Below are 17,835 nucleotides of genomic sequence, written 5' to 3'. Positions count from 1 at the left end.
CCGTTCCAGAGAGCTACCCAGTTGAGAAGCATTGTCAGGTTCTCCATCTATCTGTTGGAGCACTTGAACTAAGCCTTCGCCGTCGCCGAATGTAGAGCTTGCGGAAGAAAGGGGGTTTTCAGAAATGAAAGACGCGAACTGGGACGATCTGCAACTCTTCTTCCACGTGGCGACCGCCGGCGGACTGTCGGCAGCTGCGGCAAAGACCGGCCTCAGCCCGCCGACGATCGGCCGGCGCATGCTGGCGCTGGAGCGCGCCACGGGCCGCGCGCTTTTCACACGCGGTCCGACCGGCTATCTGCTGGCAAAGGACGGCACGGCGCTTCTGGAGCGCGTGCGCCTGATGCAGGAGGCCGCGCAATCGATCTCCGACTGGCGCGGCGAGGTGCTAACCCTGCCGATCGTTTCGACGGCGGCCGACAGCTGGACGTCGCGTTTCATCGCCGACCACCTGGCAAGAATCTGGACGCCGAAAGACCGGTTCCGCATGTGCTACAAGACCTGCGATATGAATATCGATTTCACCTATCGCGAAGCGCATATCGCCATCCGGCACAGCCGCCCGGAAAACGGCAATATCGCAATCCGGCGATCAGTGACGGTCGCGCACGCCGCCTACCAGGCGGCAAGCTTCGATAATGACAACCGCAATTGGATTTCGCTCGGCACCGACAGCGCCATCACGCCGGCGGACAAATGGACCTTCGAGCAGCCGGACTCCTGGATTACCGGCTGGACGAATACGCCGCACATGCTTTTCCACCTGATCCGCGGCGGCGCCGGGCGCGGCGTGCTTCCGTGCTTCATAGGCGATGCGGAGCCCAGCCTGACACGCGCCGGACCGATCATCGAGCCGCTCACCTATGACATGTGGATCACCGCGCATGACGACGAACGCCAGCGGCCGGAGGTGCGCGCAGTCATCGACAGACTGGCAGCGCTATTCGGCGAGAATGAGGATTTGTTCGCGGGACGGAAGAGCAGCGGGTGAGAAGAGCGCGAGCCCTTGTACACGCTCTTCTTCCGGTGGACCGATCAGGCAACCAGGCGGCGCTCGATCTCATCGACCGGCATGTTGGTATAATCCTTGGGGACTTCCGCCGAGATAGCTGCCAGCGCTTCGGCGCTCAGGTTCGGCCTCAAAGTACCGAGCGCCTTGGGCGGCGCCACCAGGATGATACGGCGAGCGTTTTTTTCACGGACCAGCTTATCCAGCTTCGCAGCGATCTGCCTCAGAAAATCGGCTTCCGCCTGCGCCTGCCAGTCCGTTTGCTCCATGGCGCTGCCGCTCGTGCCGTCCGGAGCGTGGGCCCGTCCCGGCTTATCGGAGCCGAGTTCGCGGGTGGGCTCGCTGGGTTGGCTCAGCGTTTCATACACCTGCAGGTTCATGAGAAGCGCATTGCCTGCATTGCGCATGATCAAAGCCTTCGCACCATCACAGACCACAACCCATGATTCCCACGGCACTTTGATGTCAGCCATTTTCGTTTCCTCTTGATGGATTATTCGAAGCGAAACGCTTCATCGACAGAGGCAAAACGTACAGTAATTGAAAGAGTTCGGAGGGTCCACGCATAAATCGATTCGGAGAGGTGATCCGATACCTGAACTCGCGAAATCAGGCTTGTGCGCCTAAAAACAAAATTAGCTTTCATTAAAATTGTCCCGATCCGTTTGACGAATGCGAAAAGCATTCATGTGACGCTATGCGACAACAGGGCCAGGATGAGCTGGCCTAGGGAGAGCCGCGTCATGTCCATGCTCCGAGCAACGCACCTTGCTACGGTCAGATCGGAAGTCTACGACGTACGCTGGGAGCAGTTCAATGTGCAGCGCCCGGCCCGCATCGTCGCCGTCCGTCCATGCCTGACAGGCATCTCGCTTCGAAGCGCTGAAATCCTCGATATTTCCCGCGGCGGTGCCACCTTCGTCGTCTCGTCGACGGCCGGGCTGCCAAAACACTACTATCTCAACATTCTCGGCCTTGCCTATCGCATCGGTTGCGCGGAGGTCTACCGCAACAACGAGCGCATCGGCGTCCGCTTCATCAACGTCATGGATCCTGAAATCCTTCGACGCGTCGTGCGCGCCGATTTCATGGCCGGCAACATAGAGGCAATGGAAGCGCGCCGCTCGACGCGCATCGAAAGCAGACCGTAAGTCAGTCCGCGCGCTATGAAATAATCTTCCTTGCCTTGAGGATGCCAGCGCCTATTGTTGGCGCGATTTTTCATCATCCCGGGAATCTGCATTTCGATGTCCGCCTTTTCGCGCTTCACGCCACTGGTCAGCGCCCTTCCTTCCACCGTTCCCTTTGTCGGTCCCGAGGCCATCGAGCGCCAGCGCGGCCTCAAGGTCGAGGCCCGCATCGGCGCCAATGAAAACGGCTTCGGCCCCGCGCCCTCCGTGCTTGCCGCGATGCGCGAGCAGGCGGGCGACATCTGGAAATACAACGATCCGGAAAACTTCGATCTCCGCGAGGCGCTGGCCGCCCATCTCGGCGTGATGGCTGCTAACATCGCGATCGGCGGCGGCATCGACGAACTGCTCGGCCAGATCGCCCGCATGGTGATCGAGCCGGGAATGCCGGTCGTCACGTCGCTCGGCGGTTACCCGACGTTCAACTTCCATGTCGCTGGCTTCGGCGGGCGGCTGGTGACGGTGCCCTACGCCAACGACCACGAGGACCTCTCCGGCCTGCTCGATGCGGCGAAGCGCGAGAACGCACCGCTCGTCTACTTCGCCAACCCGGACAATCCGATGGGTAGCTGGTGGGATGCGGACAAAATCATCGCCTTCGCCCGCGCCCTTCCCGAAACCTGCCTGCTGGTGCTCGATGAGGCCTATAGCGAAACCGGCCCTGCCGGCTCGCTTCCCTCGATCGAGGCACTGATCGGCCTGCCGAACGTCGTCCGCACCCGTACCTTCTCCAAGGCCTACGGTCTCGCCGGGGCACGCGTCGGCTATGCCATCTCGACGCCCGGCACGGCTTTGGCCTTCGACAAGATCAGGAACCACTTCGGCATGAACCGGCTGGCGACAGCGGCAGCACTCGCCGCGCTCAAGGACCAAACCTATCTTGCTGAGGTCGTCGGCAATATCCGCGCCGCGCGCGAGCGCATCGCCGCAATCGCCCGCGCCAACCAGCTGTCGCCGCTGCCGTCCGCCACCAACTTCGTCGCGATCGATGCCGGACGCGACGGTGCCTATGCTCGCGCCATCGTCGACGGGTTGATGCAGCACGGCGTCTTTATCCGCATGCCGGGGGTCGCGCCGCTCAACCGCTGCGTCCGCGTCAGCGTCGGGCCGGAGCGGGATATGACCCGCTTCGAGGACGCCCTGCCCCAGGTTCTCCGCTCGCTGGGTTAGATTGAAGCGTTCTGTTGGCTCTAAACGGAAAAACCGCGCCGGCCTTGTTTCTGCCGGTCGCGGTTTCCGTTCTCCCGGCTCAGGCTCCGTCCAAAGCGCCCGCCAGCCCCTCTTTTTGAGGTTGTTATTTCTCTCGATTATTCCTTCGTGCCGGAGACAGCCTCAGTGGACCGTCATCCACTCGCGGGCGGCGCGGAGTGCCGCGGCGAGCTGCATCTTGTCCATCGTGGCGGCGACATCGGCGCGAAGCTCGGCAGCACGGTCATTGCCCTTGATCGCGGCGATGTTCAGCCACTTGTGGGCGGCGACGAGATCGACGTCGCAGCCGCGGCCTGTTGCATACATCAGGCCCATTTCGCAGAAGATATCGGCGTTGTTGTCGCCACCCATGGTGGCCATTTCAGCATTGTGCATTTCAAAGCGTGCCATCGGTTTAATCCCTGTTTAGCCTGTTATCGACTTGCCCTGTTTTACCTTCCGCGCCGTGCCGTCTATCGCAGCTTTCGGTCCCGTCGGTGTGGCGGGTTTGCCCCGCTCGTTTGATGGCTCCACTATGCCGGCACGCTTTCAAAAAACGCCTAAAATGCATGATTAATTTGAGACAAACAAAGTGCAAACACTTGGTAAAATTGGGTTTTTGTTAAACATCGGAGTCCCTGCGTATTAAGGACTTTTCGCACAATTTTACGAAAGATTCATATTTGAAAATCAACCTTTCGTTCACCACAAAATCAGCCCGCAAAAAGAGAAATGGAAAAATCCGGCGCAAAAGCACGCTGGAAATCGCCGATTTTCACCGACGCGGATATTCACCTTTACGTTCGCGTCAGTTATTTTCGCCGCGCTCAGGACATCAGGGAGGAAAAGATGATCCGCACACTTATTCTTGCCAGCGCAATGGCGCTTTCGGCCAGCCTTGCTTATGCGGAGGAGCCGATCGTTGGCAGTTGGAAGACGGACTCGGGCGAAACCGCCCAAATCGCTTCTTGCGGTGGCAGCTACTGCGTCACGCTGAAGACCGGCAAATTCGCCGGCAAGAAGATCGGAACGCTTGCCGGCACCGGCGGCACTTATAATGGCGAGATCACCGACCCGAAAAACGACAAGACCTACAGCGGCTCGGGAAGCGTTACCGGCAATTCGCTGAAGATGAAGGGCTGCGTGCTCAAGGTGCTCTGCAAGTCGCAGAGCTGGACGCGGCTTTAAGACGCCCAGTCCGTCGCAAAGTCGACCTTGCGCTGATTTTTTTGCGACGGACATTTTCCTTGGAATTTACTGACAACGAGTTTGGCACGAATGTCAGGAACCCACGACAACATCGTGGTGTCAGGGGACCCAGTCGGCCCCGAAACGGTCGGAGATCATTTAGAATAGGTTTTTGCCGTCGCTCCTCGGATCACCGTTTACCTGATGAGGCGTGTAAAGATCGGTCCGGACCCGTCGCCGCCATGGCCTTGCAAGATTTTCCGGATCAATTTTGATGTCAGCGACAGCAATAGCGGGCATACCGTTCTTAGGGCATTGTGCTGCCCACTGACCATCTGGAGCGGCAATTCCCGAGGGAACGGCCGTGCTCTGGGGTGCAAGGGTGGAATAGCTGACCCAGTAAATATTGCTTGCCGCATGCCCCAATACCTCAGCGGCAAATGCCGGAGCATTAGAAGGGCTATCTCCTGCTGTCGAGAACAGGACGCAATCGACATTAAGTTTCTCGTATTCGATGAATATCTCGGGATAGTGCGCTTCCATGCCGATCGCGCAGCCGAAACGGAAGCCATCCACCTCAAAAGTCACGGGGATCCTCCCTGGCGAGTACATGAACGAGATTTTCGTGTTCGATAGCAGGCGCTCATCATAGCGCGTCACCAGCTCCCCACGGTCGGAGACGACATAAAGGCTGTTATGCGGCCGGTGCGGCGAGGTGAGCTGATGGACGGAACCGAATACCGTCCAAAGCTTAAGCTCGTTCGCAAGTCTTCTGGTGACTTCCAGTTCCTCGCGCAAAGCGCCCCATTCGAAGCGCGTCCAGTCGGAAGGCCCGATTTCTCTCGGCCCGATTTCGGACATGATTCGTTTATGTGGCCAGCAGGTTGTTCCTTCCGGGAAATGCAAGAGGCGAGCCCCGGCTTTATGGGCGTCACGCATGAGGCGGCGCATCTCCGTTCCACTGGCATGAAACGCCGAAATGTCACGGGGATCATTGAACAGGGATGTTTGGGCTACAGCCATCCGTATCGAACGGATAGCGGGCTCGTCCGGAGGTTGGCGAATATGTTGGAGAGCTGCGGTGTATGATTCGCCGGTTTTGGCCGCGCGAGCACGTACACGGCGTTTGAGATTTCCGTTTTGCGTCATTGTCAGGCCTTTCACGTCCCGGACGCAGTTCCCCAGCAACCCACCCGAAACGATCGGACCAAGAGAGCGACCGGAGACAAAAGTCCCTTTGCCTCCGTTCAAGACCATTCTGAGGAAGGTCTGGGAGGTTAGGCGCAGGCCACGCCAGGACAAGATTGTCGGGCAAGTGCCGATTCGTCAAGCTGTCGCAAAATCCCCCCGATTAAAGCGACACTTGTGTGTCTGACTTTTGAACATTGCAAAACCAATCCTCCACCCGCGCCGAAATATCTTCAGCAGCGATGGCCGCCCTCAGCACCATGCTTCGAGTGACCGTCGCTTTCAGCCCTCGGGCTTTCGCATATCAGCGGGCGCGCTGGTTGAAGAGGATCTTCTGCGCTTCCTTGTCGTCAGCAATATTCGCCTGGCGTTCGCGCTCTTCCTTGCCGACTTCGATTCCCCTTAGAACCGCCGGGCGCCGGTGCATGCGCTCGAACCAGGCCTTGAGGTTCGGAAACTCGTTGAGGTCCTGGCCCTGGCGTTCATAGGGGATGACCCAGCCGATTGAGGCCATGTCGGCGATCGAGTATTCGCCGGCGAGATAGTCCCGCCCTTCCAGCCGCCTGTTCATGACGCCGTAGAGGCGGTTCACTTCGTTGGTATAGCGGTTGATGCCGTATTCGATCTTCTCCGGCGCATAGCTGCGGAAGTGGTGAGCCTGGCCGGCCATCGGGCCGAGGCCGCCGACCTGCCAGAAGAGCCATTCTTCCACCTGCACGCGCATCCGCTCGTCCGTGGGATAGAACTTGCCGTATTTGCGGCCGAGATATTGGAGGATGGCGCCGGATTCGAAGACCGAGATAGGCTCGCCGCCGGGGCCGTCCGGGTCGATGATCGCCGGCATGCGGTTGTTCGGCGCGATCTTCAGGAAGTGCGGCGCGAACTGCTCACCCTTGCCAATGTTGATGTACTTCACCTCGTAGGGAACGCCGAGTTCCTCGAGCATGATGCTGATCTTAAAGCCGTTCGGGGTCGGCCAGTAATAAAGTTCGATCGGTGCCGTCATCAAAATCTCCTTTGCAGGACTCAACACATAAGTGGCAGGGCGCCGCCTTCAAGCCGTCAACCATTGTGAACGCCAAATGAACCGGGACCTCAGCACCCGTTCAGCCGGGGTGTGGCAAGACTTATCTCAACGATAAGACGCATCTCGGCCCAAGGAACATGGACGTGCTTATTCTGGCAAGACGCTTCACCGTCATCACGCTGTTCGCGGCGGTTTTCGCGATCACATTTTCCGCAGCCGTCGTGCGCGGCGGCGGGGGCGGCGCGCAGTCGCATTTTGGCGCGAACTACACCTGCCTCAACGTGACCAGCCCCTTCTGCACCGGTATGCGCTAAAATATTCCCCGACGGGCTGCAGGCGCGTCGCTTGCTTGTTAGTAAGGGCAATCTATAATGCGCCATGAGCAAAAGAATCTCTCCATTACCTCTTGATATTTCCTCGCCGCCTGCCTTTGAACCGCAAAGCTTCGACGATCCGGCACAGGCGGTCGACGCGCTAACAGCGCTTTACGAACGCAATACCACCTTCCTGATCGACAGTTTTTCGGAGCTTGCCAAGGGCGCGCCGATCACCTCGCGCTACCGCGCCTTCTACCCTCAGGTCAGTATCGAAACGACTAGCTTCGGCCATGTCGACTCCCGCCTGTCCTACGGGCATGTGACGGCGCCGGGCGTCTATACGACAACGGTCACCCGGCCGAAGCTTTTCCGCCATTATCTGAAGGAGCAGTTGGCGCTCTTGATGAGGAGCCACAACGTCCCAATCGTCGTGTCCGAATCCTCGACGCCGATCCCGCTGCATTTCGCCTTCGGCGAAGGCGCGCATGTCGAAGCCTCCGCCTCGACCTTCATTGACATCCCGATGCGCGATCTCTTCGACACGCCGGACCTAAACACGACCGACGACGAGATCGCCAACGGCGAATATATCCCGCCGCCGGGCGAACCCTCGCCGCTTGCGGCTTTCACGGCGCAGCGCATCGATTATTCGCTGGCCCGGCTTGCCCACTACACGGCAACGAGCGCGCAGCACTTCCAGAACTTCGTGCTCTTCACGAACTACCAGTTCTACATGGATGAGTTCTGCGCCTGGGCGCGCGAGACGATCGCCAAGGGCGGCGGCGAGGACGGCTACACAGCCTTCGTCGAGCCGGGCAACATCATCACACACGCCGGATCGAGCCAGCCGGAAACCGATGCCACGCCCCCCCGCCTGCCGCAGATGCCGGCCTATCACCTCAAGAAGAAGGGCCATGGCGGGATCACCATGATCAATATTGGCGTCGGCCCCTCCAACGCCAAGACGATCACCGACCACGTGGCCGTGCTGCGCCCGCATGCCTGGCTGATGCTCGGCCACTGCGCCGGCTTACGCAACAGCCAGCGGCTCGGCGACTACGTGCTGGCGCACGCCTATATGCGCGAGGACCATGTTCTCGACGACGACCTGCCGGTCTGGGTGCCGATCCCCGCACTTGCCGAAGTGCAGGTGGCGCTGGAAGCGGCCGTCGCCGAAATCACCGGCTACCAAGGTTTCGAGCTGAAGCGCATCATGCGCACCGGCACCGTCGGCACAATCGACAACCGCAACTGGGAACTGCGCGACCAGCGCGGCCCGGTGAAGCGGCTGTCGCAAGCGCGCGCCATCGCACTCGACATGGAATCGGCAACGATAGCCGCCAACGGCTTCCGCTTCCGCGTGCCTTATGGAACGCTGCTTTGCGTTTCCGACAAGCCGCTGCATGGCGAGCTGAAGCTGCCGGGCATGGCGACGGCCTTCTACCGAACGCAGGTCAACCAGCACCTGCAGATCGGCATCCGTGCCATCCAGAAGCTCGCGGCAATGCCGCCGGAAGCACTGCATTCGCGCAAGCTGCGCAGCTTTTTCGAGACTGCCTTCCAGTAAGGTCTTACCTCGCCGTCTCCAACTTTGTGCGATCCGCAACCATCTGCGGATCGGCATCGCGTGAGTCCGCAACTTGCAGGCCGGCGATGACTGCCGCAAATATCGCGAAAGCAACCACGAGCCGCGCAAAAAACGAACGGATATCTGTCTCGTAAAATTCTTCGCGAGCCTGCTCGTTGCGCCGCGCCCAGATGAAACTTGCAATGGCGACTTCCAAAACTCCCATGTCCTTCACTCCTTCGAGGTTATCGATGGAGCTTTGTCGAATCCGCGACGGCGATTTCGACAATCAGGCCTGAACAAAGATTTTTTTCTTTGCTGTCGAATTGCGTCTAGTCTCTTCGTCAACAGGCTGTGACAGGAAGCCGGGAGGAAGCAGCCATGAAATATCTGTGCCAGGTCTGGTTCGAGCCGTCTGTGCTCGAGCGCATGAGCGAAGGGGAGAAGACGAGGCTCGACAAGGATTCGCTCGCTTATGACGAGGACCTCGTCGCCAGCGGTCACATGATCCGGGCCGAGGCGCTGCAATCGCCGAAGAGTGCCGTGACCGTTCGCGTTCGCAATGGCGAGATGTCGGTGACCGACGGCCCCTATGCCGAAACGAAGGAACAACTCGGCGGCTTCATCCTCATTGACGCGAAAGACCTGAACGATGCCATCCGCGTTGCCGCCGGCATTCCGCTGGCAAAACTCGGCAGCATCGAAGTTCGCCCCATCTACACGTTCGGCTCAGGAGACGCCTCATGAAGTTTCTTTGCCAGGTCTGGTTCGATACGGAAAAAAGCAAGCTGGTTCCGCAGCAGGAATGGGAGGCGCTGACGCAGGAATGCATCGCCAGCGACGATCTCTGGCGGGAGCGCGGTCCGCTACAGCTTGCGCTTGCGTTGCGCGAGCCCGCGTCGGCCGTGACGTTGCGCATCGGCAAGGGTACGATGGCCGCGACGGACGGTCCCTTCGCGGAAATCAAGGAACATCTGGGCGGTTTCGTCCTGATCGAAGCCAGGGACATGGAAGAGGCGAAGTCCATCGTCTCGACCTTCCCGATCCTGAAATACGCTTCGGTCGAAATACGCCCCGCCTATTCGATCACGGACGGGAGATAGCTCAATGCGCTATCTCTGCCTGATCTATAATCCCGCCGACATCGACGGTACGCTGACGCCGAAGGAGAGCGACGACCTCGTCAAGGCGCATTTCAGCTTCGATGAAGAGCTGAGCCGCGACGGCATCATGATCCACTCCGATGCGCTGGAGATGCCGGAGAAAGCGACCGTGCTGCGAGTCCGCAACAACATGCTGCAGGCGACCGACGGCCCTTATGTCGAAACCAAGGAGCATCTTGCAGGTTTCTACGTCATCGAAGCACGGGACGATCAAGCGGCGAAGGAGATTGCGGCACGCATCCCCTCCGCGCGTGTCGGCGCCGTGGAACTCAGGCCGGTGCGGATACTGACTTTACCGGAGTAGCGCTTGGAGAAACTGATCGAGGACATATACCGGTCGCAATCGCGCAGGGTTCTGGCAACGCTCATCCGCCTGCTCGGTGATTTCGACCGGGCGGAGGAAGCGCTGCACGACGCCTTTGCGGCGGCGGCTCGCACATGGCCGCGCGACGGTGTTCCCGCCAACCCGTTTTCATGGCTCGTTTCCACGGGCCGCCACAAGGCGATAGACCATATCCGGCGACGCAGGCGCTTCGATGCGTCACTGCAGGATATCGAGGACAGTTTTTACGGCGAGGCCGATACGACGGAGATCGGCGACATGGAGCTTATTGGCGACGACATGCTGCGGCTAATCTTCACCTGCTGCCATCCGGCCATTCCGTCGGATGCGCAGATGGCGATGGCGCTGCGTGAAGTCTGCGGGCTGACGACCGAGGAGATCGCCCATGCATTCCTCGTTCCGGCACCGACCGTGGCACAGCGGATCGTGCGGGCGAAAAGCAAGGTACGGACGGAGCGCATCCCGTATGAAGTTCCCGACCTCGACGAACTGCCCGAGCGGCTCGACCGCGTGCTGCACGTCATCTATCTCGTGTTCAACGAAGGCTATTCAGCGTCTTCGGGCACGGAAGTGGTCCGAACGGACCTGACGGCCGAGGCGATCCGGCTGGCGCGGCTGGTGGAAGGCCTGCTGCCGCACCCCGATGTTGAGGGACTGCTTTCGCTAATGCTGCTGCAGGATTCCCGCGGGCGGGCGCGCCGCACTGAGGATGGCGGCCTGATCCTACTTGCCGAGCAGGACCGGTCGGCCTGGGATCGCAGGAAGATAGAGGAAGGCCTGGACCTGCTGCGGCGGGCGATGGAGCCCAGCGAAGTCGGTCTCTACACCGTCCAGGCCGCTATTGCCGCCGAACATGCTAAGGCCGAGACGCCGGAGGCCACGGATTGGCCGCGCATCGCCGCCTATTACGACCTGTTGACTACGGCACAGCCCTCGCCGATCGCGGAGCTCAACCGGGCGGTTGCTATCGCAATGTCGGAGGGGCCGCAAAGAGGCCTTGAGATCGTCGACGGCATCCTGGCATCCGGGAAACTCGGCAGCTACCACCTTGCGCATGCCGCACGCGCCGATTTCCTGCGCCAGCTCGGCCGCCGGGCAGAGGCGATCGCTGCCTATGAACGCGCGCTGTCCCTCTGTCAGCAAGGGCCAGAGCAGGCTTTTCTGCGCAAGCGGATATCAGAACTGACGGCGGCGTCCGAGCGGCAATGAGATCGCGGTTCCCGTCAGAGCGGAAACGATGATCAGCAGATGCGCATTGATGCTTGCCTGAGCAAGCCCATCGAGCGCCGCCTTGCCGGTCGATGCGCCCAGGGCAACGGCGCCTGCCGTAATGCCTGCCGGATAAGTGCCAACGCCGCCCGGCGCATGGACGGGCAGTACTGAGGAAAGCTCGCCGCCGAGCGCACCGCCGAAACTCGCCGTCAGCGGCGAAATTCCCATGAGGCTGAGCGCCCAGGCAAGCACGACGACCTTCACCAGCCAGTTCACCGCCGTCATGGCCCAGGCGCGTGCGAAGGCTCTGGCATTTGCGGGCAGGCCGATTTCGATTTCCGACAGGAAGCCCTGCGCCTTGGCGGGAAAAAGTCTGAAGCCGAAGCGAAGCAGCGGCCTGCGGATCACGAAAGCCGCGACCGGCAAAAGCAGGAATGCGGCCCACAAAAGCCAGGCCAGAAGGGCGTTCGGAGCGGCTGCCGCAAATCCGATGCCGGCTGCGGCGAGCAGCGCGTGCAGATCGAGCAGGCGCATGACCAGAAGAGCGGAGGTTGCCCGCGTCAGCGGAATGCCGAATTCCGCGCGCATGAGAACCGGAAAGCTCGTCTCGCCGGTGCGGAACGGCAGCATGATATTGAGCAGGTTATGAATCTGCGTCACCCGGAAAAGCGTGCTGAACTGGCCTGCCGTCTCCCGCGGGAAGTAATCGAGAATGCGCCACGTCCGCAGGAAGTAGGTGCTGGTCAACAAGGAAAGCGCCACAAGGATCGGTATCGCGCCGACGGTGGCCCACTGGGCGATGATGGCCGACCATCCCCAGAACCACTCGATGAAAAGCGCATAGGCTGCGACGATTACGACCGTCAGCAGCGTCATGCGATTGCGCGCCAACCAGGATTGTCGGCTAGCGCCAACCGGAGAGTTCATGTACTAGGCTTCCTGACTTCAGCGGCCAAAACGCCGCTCGACTGGCCGTTACGGCCTTTTAGGAGCAATAAGAGTTGCAGACAACGTCAGAGTCGCTTCGAAGCGCAAATGATCTAGACCAATCGCTCGAACTTTCGCTTGTGGTGCCGGTTTTCAACGAGGAAGAAAGCGTCGGCCCGCTTGTCGAACGGATATGCGATGCGATGGTGACATACGCTTCCCGGTGGGAGCTTATCCTGGTCGATGACGGCAGCACGGATGCCACACTCGTCAATGCCCGCAAGTATCTCGGCCGTGAAGGGCTGGCGCTCAGGATCGTGGAGTTGCAGCGCAACTTCGGCCAGACTGCCGCGATGCAGGCCGGCATCGACACGGCGCGGGGCCGGCTGATCGCAACGATGGACGGCGACCTGCAGAACGACCCGAAAGACATTCCGTCGATGGTTTCCGAACTCGAGCGCCGCGAACTCGATCTCCTGGTCGGCTGGCGCAAGAACCGCAAGGACGCTCTGCTGCTGCGAAAGATCCCGTCCTGGTGCGCCAATTACCTGATAGGCCGTATCACCGGCGTGAAGCTGCACGACTACGGCTGCAGCCTGAAGATCTACCGCGCCTCGATCATCAGGCAGGTGAAGCTGATGGGCGAAATGCACCGCTTCATCCCCGCCTGGGTTGCCGGCGTCGTCCCGAGCTCGCGCATCGGCGAAATGGCCGTCAGTCATCACGCCCGCCAGCACGGTCAGTCGAAATACGGCATCTCGCGGACCTTCCGCGTGATCCTCGACCTTTTGTCGGTCATGTTTTTCATGCGCTACAAGGCGCGGCCCGGCCATTTCTTCGGCTCGCTCGGCCTCGGCCTCGGCGCGCTCGCGGTGCTGATCCTGCTTTACCTGTTCTTCGACAAGTTCATTCTCGGAAACGATATCGGAACCCGTCCAATGCTCATGGTCGGCGTCGTCCTGCTGCTGTCGTCCGTGCAATTAATCACCACCGGTATTTTGGCGGAGATGATCGCCCGCACCTACTATCGCGACGACGCCTCGCCGAATTACATCGTCCGGCAGATTTTCGATGGAAGCGACGTTTGACAGGCGGCGGGGCGACCCGCTGATGCAACGGTTCTGCGGCACGATTGGCAGCGCGAGCATGCTGCTTGCCGGCTATTTCCTGCTGAACATCCTACTGCGCGCCGCCCTGCCCCACTCGCTGGAGCTCGACGAGGCGGAGCAGACCTTCTACGCGCAATATCTGCTCGCAGGCTACGGTCCACAACCGCCGTTCTACAATTGGATGCAGTATGCCGTCGATGCCGTTGCCGGACCGTCGATCTGGGCGCTGAGCATTCCGAAAAACGTCCTGCTCTTTCTATGTTACCTCTTTTACGGTTTTGCCGCGCGCGAGATGCTGAAGGACCGCACGCTACAGGCTGCGGCGATGCTCGCGCTGATTACGCTTCCGCAGGTCTCTTACATGGCGCAGCAGGACCTGACTCATACGGTGGCGCTACTTTTCGCCACTTCGCTGTTCCTCTTCGGCTTCTTCCGGACGCTGGAGCGCCCGAGTCTCCTCAGCTATCTCATTCTCGGCATCGCAACCGGGGTTGGCATCATCGCGAAATACAATTTCGCACTGATGCCGCTCATCGCGGTGGCGGCTGTGATCCCGGATCGGGAATGGCGGCAGCGTCTCCTCGACTGGCGGATTCTGCCGGCGTTTGCGATTGCGCTGGCAATCACATTGCCGCATCTCCACTGGCTTTACGGCAACGTCGAGCTGGCTTCCCACGGCACGCTAAGCAAGATGATCGATAGCCGCGAGGCGAGCGACCTGTTCCCGGCAGGTAAGGGCCTACTCTCCCTTCTTATTGCAATCATTGCTTTCGCGGCCCTGCCGATCGCGATTTTCGCCGCTGCCTTCCGGCGCGATTTCATCCATGCACTTTCGGCGGGCGATTGCTGGACAAGACTGATGGAGCGGATGATAGTCATCAGCCTGATCGCGGTCGTCGCGGTGATCCTCGTGACCGGCGCAACCCATATCCGCGAACGCTGGCTCGATCCGTTCCTGCTCATTCTGCCCATTTACATCTTCCGCAAGCTCGAAGTGGCAGGCGCCGATCTCTCGCTTGGGCTCAAGCGTTTTCTCAACGTCGTTCCCGTGCTGATGGCACTCGTACTGATCGCGCTTGCGGCAAGGGTAATCGGGGCGGAGTTCATCGGTTCCTACACGAAGCTGAACGTTCCCTTCGCTGATTTCGCCAAGGCGATGACGGACAACAGGCAGCCTCCCGCCCTCATCATTGCGAGCGATCGCTATGTCGGCGGCAATCTCAGGCTCCAACTGCCGGACGTGCCCGTGATAATATCCGGCTTTCCGAACCCCGGAATCGCGATGAACGCTGCGGCCGCGGGGCCGATCCTCGTCGCCTGGCGGGGGCCAAATCCGAAAGAAGCGCCGATGCCGCCGGAAATCTCGACCTGGTTGAAGCAAAACGGCTTGGAACCCGACGCGATCGGCTCGCTGGCGCTCCCCTACCACTTTGGCAAGAGCGGCGACACCTATGCGCTCGGCTTTGCCTGGCTTGAACGGAAATGAAATGAACGAGGACATGGACAAGGCCCGCGACACCGACATGCGGTGGGTTTTCGCGCTGCTTGCCGCATATTTTCTCGTGCAGATTGCGGTCCGCCTGGCCATGCCGCCGACGCTCGGACTCGACGAAGCCGAGCAGGCCTTCCGCTCGCAATGGCTCGCCGCCGGCTATGGACCCCAGCCGCCTTTCTACAACTGGCTGCAATATGCCGTCTTTTCGCTCGGCGGCGTCTCGCTGCTTTCGCTTGCCGTCGTCAAGAATGCCCTGCTCTTTACATCCTACCTGCTTTACGGCCTGACAGCACGGATGATCCTGAAAAACAGCACGCTCGCCGCAATCGCGACGCTGGGACTTTTGACGCTTCCGCAGGTCGCATTCGAAATGCAGCGCGACCTGACGCATACGGTCGCGGTGTTCTTCTCCGGCTCAGTCTTCCTCTACGGATTTATCCGGTCGCTCAAGAAGCCGGATATGCTCTCGTATCTCGTGACGGGCGTCGGCATCGGCATCGGCCTGCTGTCGAAATATAACTTCGCCTTGCTACCAGCCTCGGCGCTTCTGGCGGCACTGCTCGATCCGCCGATGCGCAAGCGCGTCTTCGACTGGCGTACGGTCGTGACCGCGGTCACAGCATTCCTTATCACCCTGCCGCATCTTTTCTGGCTAAAGGACAATCTCGGCTTCGCCACGGCCCGGACACTGGAAAAGCTGACCGACAGCGGCAACGCGAGCTATGCCATGCAGGTCGTCATGGGTTCAGGGTCGCTCGTTCTGGCCGTGATTGGCTTTTGTGCGGTCACGTTACTTGTCTTCGCGATCGCATTCGGCAAGCCGTTTCTCTCGGCATTCTCCGGCAGATCGGCATGGACACGGCTCCTTGAGCGCATGATGCTCTTTTCCATCCTCGGCATCCTGCTTCTCGTCCTCTTCGGCGGAGCGGCCCATGTCAAGGACCGCTGGCTGGTGCCGCTCTTCTTCATCATCCCGCTTTATCTGTGCCTGAAGATCGAGGCATCGCATGTCGAGTATTCGAATCCTCTGCGCCGTCTTTTGCCGATCCTCGCGATAATCATGATTGCCGTTCCCGGTATTCTCTTCGGACGCATTGCGGCTGCCACCCTGAACGGCGACTACGAGCGCTTGAACATGCCCTACGCCCAACTCGCGGCCGTACTCCGGCAACAGGGTGAGCCTGCCGCGGTTTTGGCGGAAGGCAGCCTGCTTGCGGGGAATTTGCGGAAGGACCTTCTTCCGGCGACCGTGATTTCAACGGACTATCCAGGGTTCAAGCCTGCAGTCTCGATCTCGAAAAAACACCCGCTTCTCATTGTCTGGCCGCTCGGTGCTGCGGAAGGCAATGTCCTGCCCGGCAGAGCGGCCGAATGGCTGAAATCGGTGCCAGAACTCAGCAGCATCGCGCCGGAGATTTCGATGATCGAGGTTCCGTATTACTACGCCCGGAACGGCGATACCTATCGTTTCGGCTACGCGTGGGTCGCCCCGGCGGATTAGGTTTTCAGCTCCTTCCACGCCGCATCCAGCGCAATCTTTGCAATCCGCGCCATTTCATCGACCTGCTCATGGGTGATGACCAGCGGCGGTGAAGCGAGCATGCGGTCGCGGGTGGCTCGCAGAACGAGGCCGTTCGCAAGCGCGTGGTTGCGGACGAGCGCGCCAGCCGCATCGGGCTTTTCGAAGCGGGCGCGCATCTTCTTATCCGCAGTGAGTTGCAGGGCGCCCATCAGGCCGATGCTGACCGCTTCGCCGACGAGGTCATGATCGGCGAGCGCGCCCCAGGCTTCGGCGAAGTAAGGGCCAATATCGCTGCGAACGCGGTCAACCAGCTTTTCGTCCTCGATGATGCGCAAATTTTCCAGTGCCGCAGCGGCGCAGACCGGATGGCCGGAATAGGTGAAGCCGTGATTGAAATCGCCGACCTCGTTGATCAGCACATTGGCGATGCGATCGCTGACGAGCACGCCGCCGATCGGCAGGTAGCCCGATGACAGGCCCTTTGCGATCGGCGCCAGATCCGGCTCGACGCCGAAATACTGATGGCCGAACCACGCGCCGAGGCGGCCGAAGCCGCAGATGACTTCGTCGGTGACGAGCAGGATGTTGCGCGCCTTGCAGATGCGGCCGATCTCCGGCCAGTAGGTTTCCGGCGGAATGATGACACCCGCCGCACCCTGCACCGGCTCCGCAACAAAGGCGGCGACATTCTCCTCGCCGAGTTCATCGATCTTCGCCTCCAGTTCGCGGGCCGCCTTGAGGCCGAATTCCGCAGGCGAAAGGTCGCCGCCCTCGCCATACCAATAAGGCTGGCCGATATGGACGATGCCGGGGATCGGCAGGTCGCCCTGTTCATGCATGTATTTCATACCGCCAAGGCTGGCGCCGGCGACCGTCGAACCGTGGTAGCCATTCCTGCGGGCAATCACGATCTTCTTCGACGGCCTGCCATCGGCACTCCAATAGACGCGCGCCATCCGGAACCATGTATCATTGGCTTCCGATCCGGAGCCGGTGAAGAAGACATGATTGAAGCGCGGGCCGGCATGCGCGGTCACCTTCTCGGCGAGCAGGGTCGTGGGCGTGCTCGTGGTGCCGAAGAAGGTGTTGTAGTAGGGCAGCTCGTTCATCTGCCGCGCGACGGCATCGGTGATCTCCTTGCGGCCGTAGCCGACATTAACGCACCAAAGGCCTGCAAAACCGTCGAGATATTTCCTGCCGTGGTTATCCCAGATATAGACGCCTTCGCCGCGCTGGATGATGCGCGTGCCATCCGCATTCAGCTTCTTCATGTCGGAGAAGGGATGCAGATGGTGGGCGGCGTCAATGGCGGCGAGATTTGAGCGCTGGTAAGTATCGGACATGATTTGCAAAACACCTGCGGAGATTGAAAGGCCCGTCTCAATGAGCT

20 protein-coding genes are annotated in these 17,835 nt (G+C 60.3%); 13 read left to right on the top strand and 7 right to left on the bottom strand.

Translation table 11 applies throughout. The features are described 5' to 3' along the window. Positions 1–124 precede the first annotated feature (124 nt). Complete coding sequence (locus N2599_RS04090) at positions 125–991, top strand: LysR family transcriptional regulator (protein ID WP_027507455.1); 867 nt, start codon at positions 125–127, stop codon at positions 989–991. A gap of 44 nt (positions 992–1,035) precedes the next feature. On the opposite strand, the gene N2599_RS04085 is transcribed toward N2599_RS04090, so the two are convergent. Continuing rightward, positions 1,036–1,482 carry a baeRF12 domain-containing protein gene (locus N2599_RS04085; RefSeq protein WP_027507456.1) on the bottom strand — a complete coding sequence of 149 codons (447 nt, stop codon included), beginning with the start codon at positions 1,480–1,482 and terminating at the stop codon, positions 1,036–1,038. A gap of 270 nt (positions 1,483–1,752) precedes the next feature. On the opposite strand from N2599_RS04085, the gene N2599_RS04080 reads away from it, so the two are divergent. Next, positions 1,753–2,160, top strand: coding sequence for a hypothetical protein (locus tag N2599_RS04080; protein WP_027507457.1), 408 nt, complete (start codon positions 1,753–1,755; stop codon positions 2,158–2,160). A 96-nt stretch (positions 2,161–2,256) separates the two neighbouring features. Continuing rightward, positions 2,257–3,369, top strand: coding sequence for a pyridoxal phosphate-dependent aminotransferase (locus tag N2599_RS04075; protein WP_027507458.1), 1,113 nt, complete (start codon positions 2,257–2,259; stop codon positions 3,367–3,369). A 162-nt stretch (positions 3,370–3,531) separates the two neighbouring features. Here N2599_RS04075 and N2599_RS04070 read toward each other — a convergent pair whose 3' ends face one another. Further along, positions 3,532–3,798: a sel1 repeat family protein gene (locus tag N2599_RS04070; RefSeq protein WP_022714612.1), complete on the bottom strand. Its 267-nt coding sequence runs from the start codon at positions 3,796–3,798 to the stop codon at positions 3,532–3,534. A 438-nt stretch (positions 3,799–4,236) separates the two neighbouring features. On the opposite strand from N2599_RS04070, the gene N2599_RS04065 reads away from it, so the two are divergent. Beyond that, positions 4,237–4,575, top strand: a complete 339-nt coding sequence (locus N2599_RS04065; protein WP_027507459.1) for a DUF2147 domain-containing protein — start codon at positions 4,237–4,239, stop codon at positions 4,573–4,575. Positions 4,576–4,734: 159 nt separating this feature from the next. Here the strand turns inward: N2599_RS04065 and N2599_RS04060 are convergent, their stop codons facing one another. Both N2599_RS04060 and N2599_RS04055 read right to left on the bottom strand, forming a co-directional pair. Continuing rightward, entirely contained in the window at positions 4,735–5,724 is a 990-nt protein-coding gene (locus tag N2599_RS04060) for a carbon-nitrogen hydrolase family protein (RefSeq protein ID WP_027507460.1), read from the bottom strand. 343 nt (positions 5,725–6,067) lie between these two features. Continuing rightward, positions 6,068–6,769, bottom strand: coding sequence for a glutathione S-transferase N-terminal domain-containing protein (locus tag N2599_RS04055; protein WP_027507461.1), 702 nt, complete (start codon positions 6,767–6,769; stop codon positions 6,068–6,070). A 164-nt stretch (positions 6,770–6,933) separates the two neighbouring features. Here N2599_RS04055 and N2599_RS04050 point away from each other — a divergent pair, with 164 nt between their 5' ends. Both N2599_RS04050 and N2599_RS04045 read left to right on the top strand, forming a co-directional pair. Beyond that, positions 6,934–7,104, top strand: coding sequence for a hypothetical protein (locus tag N2599_RS04050; protein ID WP_165928101.1), 171 nt, complete (start codon positions 6,934–6,936; stop codon positions 7,102–7,104). Positions 7,105–7,168: 64 nt separating this feature from the next. Then, complete coding sequence (locus tag N2599_RS04045; protein ID WP_027507462.1) at positions 7,169–8,674, top strand: AMP nucleosidase; 1,506 nt, start codon at positions 7,169–7,171, stop codon at positions 8,672–8,674. Between the two features lie 4 nt (positions 8,675–8,678). On the opposite strand, the gene N2599_RS04040 is transcribed toward N2599_RS04045, so the two are convergent. Continuing rightward, entirely contained in the window at positions 8,679–8,900 is a 222-nt protein-coding gene (locus N2599_RS04040; protein WP_027507463.1) for a hypothetical protein, read from the bottom strand. 155 nt (positions 8,901–9,055) lie between these two features. On the opposite strand from N2599_RS04040, the gene N2599_RS04035 reads away from it, so the two are divergent. From N2599_RS04035 to N2599_RS04020, 4 genes are read left to right on the top strand one after another with little or no spacing between them, the layout of a single operon-like run. Continuing rightward, on the top strand, positions 9,056–9,421 hold the full coding sequence (locus N2599_RS04035; RefSeq protein WP_027507464.1) for a YciI family protein: 366 nt from the start codon (positions 9,056–9,058) through the stop codon (positions 9,419–9,421). Further along, entirely contained in the window at positions 9,418–9,777 is a 360-nt protein-coding gene (locus tag N2599_RS04030; protein ID WP_027507465.1) for a YciI family protein, read from the top strand. The genes N2599_RS04035 and N2599_RS04030 overlap by 4 nt, the downstream gene beginning before the upstream one ends. Before the next feature lie 4 nt (positions 9,778–9,781). After that, positions 9,782–10,141 carry a YciI family protein gene (locus N2599_RS04025; RefSeq protein ID WP_027507466.1) on the top strand — a complete coding sequence of 120 codons (360 nt, stop codon included), beginning with the start codon at positions 9,782–9,784 and terminating at the stop codon, positions 10,139–10,141. Positions 10,142–10,144: 3 nt separating this feature from the next. Then, positions 10,145–11,389, top strand: coding sequence for an RNA polymerase sigma factor (locus N2599_RS04020; protein ID WP_027507467.1), 1,245 nt, complete (start codon positions 10,145–10,147; stop codon positions 11,387–11,389). On the opposite strand, the gene N2599_RS04015 is transcribed toward N2599_RS04020, so the two are convergent. Continuing rightward, on the bottom strand, positions 11,357–12,319 hold the full coding sequence (locus N2599_RS04015) for a lysylphosphatidylglycerol synthase domain-containing protein (protein WP_027507468.1): 963 nt from the start codon (positions 12,317–12,319) through the stop codon (positions 11,357–11,359). The genes N2599_RS04020 and N2599_RS04015 overlap by 33 nt on opposite strands. Before the next feature lie 74 nt (positions 12,320–12,393). Here N2599_RS04015 and N2599_RS04010 point away from each other — a divergent pair, with 74 nt between their 5' ends. Genes N2599_RS04010 through N2599_RS04000 form a run of 3 tightly spaced genes read left to right on the top strand, consistent with a single transcriptional unit; the run spans position 12,394 to position 16,424 of the window. Continuing rightward, positions 12,394–13,407, top strand: coding sequence for a glycosyltransferase family 2 protein (locus N2599_RS04010; RefSeq protein WP_027507469.1), 1,014 nt, complete (start codon positions 12,394–12,396; stop codon positions 13,405–13,407). Positions 13,408–13,426: 19 nt separating this feature from the next. Next, positions 13,427–14,914 carry a glycosyltransferase family 39 protein gene (locus N2599_RS04005; protein WP_027507470.1) on the top strand — a complete coding sequence of 496 codons (1,488 nt, stop codon included), beginning with the start codon at positions 13,427–13,429 and terminating at the stop codon, positions 14,912–14,914. Positions 14,915–14,927: 13 nt separating this feature from the next. Further along, positions 14,928–16,424: a glycosyltransferase family 39 protein gene (locus N2599_RS04000; protein WP_027507471.1), complete on the top strand. Its 1,497-nt coding sequence runs from the start codon at positions 14,928–14,930 to the stop codon at positions 16,422–16,424. Here the strand turns inward: N2599_RS04000 and N2599_RS03995 are convergent. Then, positions 16,421–17,788: an aspartate aminotransferase family protein gene (locus N2599_RS03995; RefSeq protein WP_027507472.1), complete on the bottom strand. Its 1,368-nt coding sequence runs from the start codon at positions 17,786–17,788 to the stop codon at positions 16,421–16,423. The two genes, N2599_RS04000 and N2599_RS03995, sit on opposite strands and share 4 nt — an antisense overlap. Positions 17,789–17,835: the final 47 nt, after the last annotated feature.

This window comes from Rhizobium sullae, assembly GCF_025200715.1.
Taxonomy (GTDB): domain Bacteria; phylum Pseudomonadota; class Alphaproteobacteria; order Rhizobiales; family Rhizobiaceae; genus Rhizobium; species Rhizobium sullae.
The sequence above is the reverse complement of the archived record's forward strand: the minus strand, read 5'-3'. Positions and strand labels throughout refer to the sequence as shown.